Here is a 6385-nt window from a genome sequence, read left to right on the forward strand (position 1 = left end):
GGAACGAAGCCTGGTGACGACTTTCGACGACGAGCGCGAGCACGGCCCGAGCTGGGCCCGCGACAATTGGCCGCTGATCGAGCTGGACGAGGTCAATGCCGGCCTCGACCCCACCCGGCTGGCGATCGAGAAGATCGCCGCGCGGGCGAAGGAGGCGGCGGCGTCGCCGGGCGCGTCCGAGGCCGAGATCGAGCGGGCGGCGCAGGATTCGATCAACGCGATGATGCTGATCCGCACCTATCGGGTGCGTGGCCATCTCGCCGCCGATCTCGATCCGCTCGGCCTCGTCCAGCGCGAGCTGCCGGAGGACCTGACCCCGGAATATCACGGCTTCACCGAGCCTGGCGCGCTCGATCGCGAGGTCTGGCTGGGCGGCGCGCTCGGACTCGAAAAGGGCACGGTGCGCGAGATCGTCGACATCCTGCGCCGCAATTATTGCGGCAAGGTCGGCCTCGAATATATGCACATCAACGATCTGGAGGAGCGCCGCTTCCTCCAGGACCGGATGGAAGGGCGCGAGGCGGAGATTCGCTTCACCCCCGAGGGCAAGCAATCGATCCTGACCAAGGTCGTGCAGGCCGAGCAGTGGGAGAAGTTCCTCGCCCGCAAATATGTCGGCACCAAGCGCTTCGGCCTCGACGGCGGCGAATCCATGGTTCCCGCGCTCGAGGCGGTGATCAAATATGGCGGGCAGTTCGGCGTCCAGTCGATGGTGCTCGGCATGGCCCATCGCGGCCGGCTGAACGTCCTCGCCAATGTGATGGGCAAGCCCTATCGCGCGATCTTCTCGGAGTTCGCCGGCGGCGCGGCGAACCCCGAGGATGTCGGCGGCTCGGGCGACGTCAAATATCATCTCGGCACCTCGTCGGACCGCGCATTCGACGGGATCGGCGTCCATCTCTCGCTGCTTCCCAATCCCAGCCATCTCGAAGCGGTCGATCCGGTCGTGCTCGGCAAGACCCGCGCCCAGCAGATCGCGCGCGACGACAGCGAGGGGGATTCGGTGCTGCCGGTGCTGCTCCACGGCGACGCGGCCTTCGCGGGGCAGGGGATCGTCTGGGAATGCCTCAGCTTCTCGGGCATCCCCGGCTATTCCACCGGCGGCTGCCTGCATTTCATCATCAACAACCAGGTCGGCTTCACCACCTCGCCCCAGTTCGGCCGCTCCTCGCCTTATCCGTCGGACGTCGCCAAGGGCATCCAGGCGCCGATCTTCCACGTCAACGGCGACGAGCCGGAGGCGGTGACCTTCGTCTGCAAGCTGGCGATCGAATATCGCCAGGCGTTCAACCGCGACATCGTCATCGACATGTGGTGCTACCGGCGCTTCGGCCACAATGAGGGCGACGAGCCGAGCTTCACCCAGCCTTTGATGTACAAGGAGATTCGCCAGCACGCGCCGGTCTCCGCGCTCTACAGCGCCCGGCTGGAGCAGGAGGGCGTGATCGCCCCCGGCTGGCTCGACGGCGAGGTGGCCGCCTTCAACACTCTGCTGGAAGGCGAGTTCGAGGCGGCCAGATCCTATCTGCCCAACAAGGCGGACTGGTTCGAGGGCGCGTGGAGCGGCCTTGGCCGGCCGGACGAGGCGATTACCGAGCGGCGCAACGTCGAGACCGGCGTCGACGAGAAGACGGCGCTGGAAATCGGGAAGATCCTCACCACCGATCCCGGCACCATCGTCATGCACAAGACGCTCGAGCGGATCGTCGACGCGCGCCGCGCGATGTTCGAGAGCGGCGAGGGCTTCGATTGGGCCACGGCCGAGGCGCTGGCCTTCGGCACCCTGCTGCGCGAGAACCATCCGGTCCGCCTGTCGGGCCAGGACAGCGGCCGCGGCACGTTCAGCCAGCGTCATTCGGTCTGGGTCTGCCAGCAGGCCGGCGTCAAATATATCCCGCTGACCCGGGTCGGCCCGGCGCGGTTCGAGGTGCGGGACAGCCCGCTCAGCGAGTTCGGCGTGCTTGGCTTCGAATATGGCTGGTCGCTCGCCGATCCGCAGACGCTCGTGCTCTGGGAGGCGCAGTTCGGCGACTTCGTGAACGGCGCGCAGGTGATGATCGACCAGTTCATCGCCGCCGGCGAGGCGAAGTGGCTGCGCGCCTCCGGCCTCGTGATGCTGCTCCCGCATGCCTATGAAGGGCAGGGGCCGGAGCATAGCTCCGCGCGCCCGGAGCGTTTCCTGCAGCTGTGTGCACAGGACAATATGCAGGTCGCGAACTGTACGACCCCCGCAAACTACTTCCATATCCTGCGCCGCCAGATGCACCGCGATTTCCGCAAGCCGCTGATCATCTTGACGCCGAAATCGCTGCTGCGGCACAAGCGCGCCGTCTCCAGCCTCGCCGATTTCACCGGCGACAGCCACTTCCGCCGCATCCTCTCCGATCCCAATCCGCCGACGGACACGGACGTCCGCCGCCTCATATTGTGCACCGGCAAGCTCGCTTATGAGCTGATCGAAGCGCGCGACGAGGCGGAATTGAAGGAGGTGTCCGTGGTGCGGATCGAGCAGCTCTATCCCTTCCCCGGCGAGGCGTTGCTGGCGCGCTTGAAGAAGATGACCAGCCTCGAGGAGGTCGTCTGGGCGCAGGAAGAGCCGCGTAACCAGGGCTATTGGGCGCATGTCGAGCCGCGGCTGGAGCGGCGGCTCGGCGAAGCGGGCCTGAAGCCGAAGCGGCCGGTCTATGCCGGGCGCGAAGCTGCGGCCTCACCGGCGACGGGCCTCGCCAAGCGCCACGCGGCCGAGCAGGCCGCTCTGGTCGCCGAGGCCTTGGGGATCGCGGTCGCGGTCGAACAAAGAAAAGTGGGATAGATGAACTCTCCAGTCGTCATTGCGAGCGAAGCGAAGCAATCCAGTGCGGTTTCCGAGGCCCGCTGGATTGTTTCGTCGCTTCGCTCCTCGCAATGACGCGGAAGATTTAAAGGACGAATGATGGCGACCGACGTCAAGGTTCCCACGCTGGGCGAATCGATCACCGAGGCGACGCTGGGCCAGTGGCTCAAGCAGCCCGGCGACGCGGTCGCACAGGATGAGCCGATCGCCAGCCTGGAGACCGACAAGGTCGCGGTCGAGGTCAATGCGCCGGCCGCGGGCACGCTGACCGAGCAGCTGGTCAAGGAAGGCGACACCGTCAATGTCGGCGCGGTGATCGCGCGGATTGAGGCGGGCGGGGCGGCCGCGGCGCCGGCTCCCGCGCCCGCGACGGAGGCGCCAGTCAATCCGGCCGGGCCGGGCGAGACGCCGGCGCTGCAATCCGATCCGACCGCGCCGCATGCCGACAGCGGCGACCTCACTCTGTCTCCCGCGGTGCGCCGCGTCGTGCTGGAGCACCATCTCGATCCGTCGCGGATCAAGGGCACCGGCAAGGACGGTCGCCTGACCAAGGATGACGTCCTTGCCGCGGCAAAGGTGCAGAAGGCCGAGCCGCCCGCGCCGACCGCAGCGCCGGCCGCCGAAACCACTCCGCCACCGCCGGCGCCGCCCCGCGTGCAAGCCGGGGAACGGAAGGAGGAGCGGGTCCGGATGACCCGCCTGCGCCAGACGATCGCGCGGCGATTGAAGGAGGCGCAGAACACCGCCGCCATGCTGACGACGTTCAACGACGTCGACATGACCGAGGTGATGGCGGCCCGCGCCCGCTACAAGGATCTGTTCGAGAAGAAGCACGGCATCCGGCTGGGCTTCATGGGCTTCTTCATAAAGGCGGCGGCGCTGGCGGCGCGCGACGTGCCGGCGGTCAACGCCTCGATCGACGGCGAGGAGATCGTCTATCGCGACTATCTCGACGTCTCGGTCGCGGTCTCCGCGCCGAACGGGCTCGTCGTCCCCGTCATCCGCGATGCGCAGGCGCTGAGCTTCGCCGAGATCGAAAAGACGATCGCCGATTTCGGCGCCCGCGCCCGCGACGGCACGCTGAAGATGGAGGAGATGCAGGGCGGCACCTTCACCATCTCCAACGGCGGCGTTTTCGGCTCGCTGCTTTCGACCCCGATCATCAACCCGCCGCAGTCGGCGGTGCTCGGCATGCACCGGATCGAGGAGCGGCCGGTGGTCAAGGACGGCCAGATCGTCGCCCGGCCGATGATGTATCTCGCGCTCAGCTACGACCACCGTCTGATCGACGGCCGCGAGGCGGTCACCTTTCTTGTCCGTATGAAGGAAGCGATCGAGGACCCGACCCGGCTGCTGATCGACCTCTAGAAATCTACCGCGAGCGATGCGAGGGCGACCCGTCCCGGGATGATGTCGTAAGCGCCGCTGCCGCGCAGGTCGAAGCCATAGACATTGAACAGGTTGGTGACCGCGAGCCGCAGCGATGCGTTGTTGCCGGCGAGGCGGAACGCATAGCGGCCGCCGATATCGACCAGCGTGCGGGCCGGCAGGCTGACCAGATTGTCGCGCGTTGCCGGCCGCCGGCTGGTATGAACGACGCCCAGGTCGAGCGAGACGCCCGGGAGCTGCGGCGGGCGCCAGTCGGCATTGAATCGCAGCAGCCGTGTCGGCTGGCCCACCGGCCTGCGGCCCACGCGGCCCAGGTCCACGCCTTCGCCGGTCACGCGCGGCCGCAGTAGCACGGCGCCCGCGACGATGTTGAGGCGCGGCGTGAGCTGGCCGGTCAGCGAAGCCTCGATGCCCTGGTGGCGGACCTCGCCGAGCAGGGTGAAGCGATTGCCGGCGTCGCGCTCGAAATAAGGCTTGCGGACGTCGAACAGGCCGGCGACCAGCCTGAGATTCGGGCGGATCGTCCATCGGAAGCCGGCGTCGCGCTGGCTGGTGAGGATGGCGGGAAGCGGCTCGTTGCGATTAACCGCGCTCGCCGGCGCCACGCCGGATTCCTCCAGCCCGCGCGTATAGCCGGCATAGAGCGCAAGCCGGTCGGTCAAATAGGCGGCGGCGGCGACGCTATAGAGCCACGGGCTCGATTCCGTTTCGACCGGCGGAAGGCCGGGTCGGCTGACCGTCTTGCTGTAATCCGTACGCTGCAGGCTGACGCCGAGTTCGCCGACATTCCGCCAGCGGCCTTCATAAGCGATGCCGCCGGTCCATTGACGGACCTCGTCGACCGATTGTTGGGAGAATATGAAGTTCGGGCCGAGCGGTGGCACCGGACGGTCGATCGTGGTGGCGCCGAGATCGATCACCGCCGCGCCGTCGAAGCGATTGCGGCGGCCGCGGCCGCGCAGGCTGAGGTGGACTTGATGGAGGCGCGGTCCGTCCGTGAAGCGGCGCGTCAGCCTCAGCTCGCCGCTGGTCGAGGCGAGCCGCGAGGGCGCATTGACAATGAACAGCTGCCGGGCGCGGCCGTCCGGCTGAAGATTCAGCAGCAGGTTGGCGCCGGTCAGCCGGTCGTCGAAGAAGGTGCGGAACAGTCCCGCCCGCAGCCGCCAATTCTCGTCGATCTCGAAGCTGGCGAGGCTGCCATAGATTACGGCAGTGCTTCGATATTTCGGCTGCTGCGGCCCCAGGAACAGGCGCCGCCGAACGCGCGGTGGCAGAAAGGAACCGCCCGGGACGAAGTTCGGGCCGAACTCATCGTCGTAGATGTCGGATCGCCCCCAGAAGGGCTGGATCTCGATCGCAGGGGTAGGGCGCCATAGCGCGGTCACGCCCTCGATATGCTGCTTGCCTTCGGTGTCGTTGTAAAAACTGTTGCGATAAAGGCCGCCGCCGCCCGCGACGCTCAGCGTGTCGGTGATCGGCAAGACGCCGTCCAGTTCCATGGCAAGGCTGCCATATGTGTCGGCCGAGGCGTAGAACGAGCCGGACGGAGCATTTCCCGGACGCCGCAAGGCATAGTCGACGATCCCGGTCGGCGCTGGGAAAGGATAACCCTGCGCCGAAAGCCCGACCCGTATCGTAAGGGAGCGCCGCATTCTGGCATTCGGCTGCCATACCGGATCGAAATAGAGACCCTCGATTCGGGCGTTGCCTGCCGCATTGGCCGAAAAGCCGCGTACCGAACCCGATGAATAAAGCCCGATCGTCTCCCGGCCGATGCTGGTTCCGAACGCATCCTCCGCCGCCGTCACCGCATTCTCGCCGGCGCGCTGGGCGTCCGCCGGGCACTCCCATCCCGCGAGCGTCGCGGCGACAACCGCGCCAAATCGTCGCCAAGCCATCACCATGCCCCTCCCGTTATGGCGGGTTAGTTACAATATAACATCACTGCTGCAAGTGGCACCGTCGCGGCGCGCGAGGAGCCGTGCATGGGGGGTGACGGGTTGTTTTGACTGCGCCCGGCTCTATGTGTCCGCCCAACTCTTTTTCCACTCTGGCGCGAGGCAATAGTGGCGGACACCAATTTCGACGTGATCGTGATCGGCGCCGGGCCGGGCGGCTATGTGGCGGCGATCCGGGCCGCGCAGCTTGGGCTCAAGACGGCCT

4 protein-coding genes are annotated in these 6385 nt (G+C 67.0%); 3 read left to right on the forward strand and 1 reads right to left on the reverse strand.

The genetic code is table 11. The annotated features are described in order from the left end of the window. Nucleotides 1-13 precede the first annotated feature (13 nt). Both ACT4N3_RS00630 and odhB read left to right on the forward strand, forming a co-directional pair. Complete coding sequence (locus ACT4N3_RS00630) at nt 14-2812, forward strand: 2-oxoglutarate dehydrogenase E1 component (RefSeq protein ID WP_444853269.1); 2799 nt, start codon at nt 14-16, stop codon at nt 2810-2812. A gap of 120 nt (nt 2813-2932) precedes the next feature. Further along, nucleotides 2933-4201, forward strand: coding sequence for a 2-oxoglutarate dehydrogenase complex dihydrolipoyllysine-residue succinyltransferase (gene odhB / locus ACT4N3_RS00635; protein WP_444853270.1), 1269 nt, complete (start codon nt 2933-2935; stop codon nt 4199-4201). On the opposite strand, the gene ACT4N3_RS00640 is transcribed toward odhB, so the two are convergent. Continuing rightward, nucleotides 4198-6126: a TonB-dependent receptor domain-containing protein gene (locus ACT4N3_RS00640; protein ID WP_444853271.1), complete on the reverse strand. Its 1929-nt coding sequence runs from the start codon at nt 6124-6126 to the stop codon at nt 4198-4200. The two genes, odhB and ACT4N3_RS00640, sit on opposite strands and share 4 nt — an antisense overlap. Before the next feature lie 162 nt (nt 6127-6288). Between ACT4N3_RS00640 and ACT4N3_RS00645 the strand changes: the two genes are divergently transcribed. Continuing rightward, the coding region (locus ACT4N3_RS00645) for an FAD-dependent oxidoreductase (protein ID WP_444853272.1) at nt 6289-6385 on the forward strand (97 nt) is incomplete at its 3' end.

The sequence above is a fragment of the Sphingosinicella sp. genome, assembly GCF_052388015.1.
Classification (GTDB): Bacteria; Pseudomonadota; Alphaproteobacteria; order Sphingomonadales; family Sphingomonadaceae; genus Allosphingosinicella.